Annotated in this window: 1 protein-coding gene and 1 pseudogene; both read left to right on the top strand. The window is 73.9% G+C overall.

Going from position 1 to position 1721, the window contains the following annotated elements:
* Positions 1-144: pseudogene (locus ACSNOG_RS32695) on the top strand (DUF3000 domain-containing protein); the annotation flags it as partial.
* Positions 145-899: 755 nt separating this feature from the next.
* Entirely contained in the window at positions 900-1562 is a 663-nt protein-coding gene (locus ACSNOG_RS32700) for a response regulator transcription factor (RefSeq protein ID WP_030369345.1), read from the top strand.
* The last annotated feature ends 159 nt before the right edge of the window (positions 1563-1721 follow it).

Below are 1721 nucleotides of genomic sequence, written 5' to 3' on the forward strand. Positions count from 1 at the left end.
GGCGTGTCCGGCGTGCCGGACACGGCGGCGCACCTGGCTGCGTGGTGCGACCTGCTGTGCCAGATCGCCGGCCTGCCGCCGGGCGGGGGGCCGGACGCGGGCGTAGTAACCCTCCCCCAACGAAGAGACCCCCAAAGCCGCTGACCGCGACGCGGCCGCCTACGCGGATCCAAGGGTGCGCACGACGGCGGAGCCCGGCGGTTCCGCACGGACTCAGGCGCGCCCGGCACCGCCGGATGCGTTCGCTGCGGCTGGTCGCCGTCGCGGCGGGATGAAGGGGGAGCCCCCTTCACTGCCGGCGGCCGCGCGGCGGCCCGGGCCGCCCACCGCCGGTCAAGGGTGCGCCGTCACCCTTGGGTCCGCCGCGGCGGTGATCCGCCACGACGGCGGAGGTCGGCGGTGCCGTGGGGGCTCAGGTGCGCCCGGCACCGCCGGGCAGTGCCGTCGTGGCCGATCGCCGTCGCGGCGGTCTTGAAGGGGCGGGGCCCCTTCACCGCCGGTGGTGGCGCGGCGGTCTTGAAGGGGCCGGGCCCCTTCATCGCTGGTCCCGGCCGCAGGTCAGGGATGCGTTCGCATCCTTGAACCGCCGTCTCGGCGAGGGCGAAGGGCGAGCCCCCTTTCCTGGCGTCGCCGCGCGGGGCGCCCCGCGGAACGGTCACCCGGATGCCGTACCCGTGATCGGATTCTGGCGGTCGTGGGCAGCGTTTCGATCGGTAATTTGATCGGTCGTTGATCGATCGCATCCGAATTGCCCGAATTGTTACTCATCAATTCGTGATCATTCCCTAAAGCCGGGACGCTTCGGTGCCGAAGAGGCTTGTGACCCTTCCCATACGGATCGCCCCGGCTTACCCCCAAAAGCCGGTACCGTCCCCCCGCCACTCCCCCCTGGAGGCTTGGTGTCCGTTCTCCTCGAGCAACCTGCGAGCCTCGCCTACCGCCCCAATAAACCGACGGCCATGGTCGTCGTCGCCGACCCCCGCGTCCGCTCCACCGTCACCCGGCACCTGTGGGCGCTGGGGGTGAGAGACGTGATCGAGGCGTCGTCGATCGCGGAGGCCCGCCCCCGCGTCGGCAACCCGCGCGACATCTGCGTGGCCGACGTCCACCTCCCCGACGGCTCGGGGCTCACCCTCCTGTCCGAGACCCGGGCCGCGGGCTGGCCGAACGGCCTGGCCCTGTCCGCCGCCGACGACATCGGCGCCGTGCGCAACGCCCTCGCGGGCGGTGTGAAGGGCTACGTCGTCACCGGCACCCGTACCAACCTCGGCGTCCCGGGCCGCCCCGGCGCCGCCCCCATCGGTTCCGCGGCCGCTGCCCGGCTGCACCGCCGTCCGCCCGGCGCCCCCGGCCACCCCGGCGGCTACCGCGAGCTCTCCGGCCGCGAGGTCGAGGTGCTGCGGCTGGTCGCGGAGGGCCAGTCCAACAAGGCCATCGGCGTCTCCATGGGCCTGTCCGCGCTCACCGTGAAGAGCCACCTCGCCCGCATCGCCCGCAAGCTCGGCACCGGGGACCGGGCCGGCATGGTCGCCGTGGCGCTGCGCACCGGCATCATTCACTGATCCTCCCCGACCCGCCTTCCGCCGGTCCGGGAGAGATCCGCAGCGGCCCCCGAGGGCAGGGATCACCCGGACGGCAGCCCCCCGCGGGCAGTCGCGGACGCACCCCGGTGCGCACCCCCGTACGCGCCCCGTACGCACACCCGCCCGTACCTGTCTCTT

Source organism: Streptomyces sp. URMC 124 (assembly GCF_051386455.1).
Classification (GTDB): Bacteria; Actinomycetota; Actinomycetes; order Streptomycetales; family Streptomycetaceae; genus Streptomyces.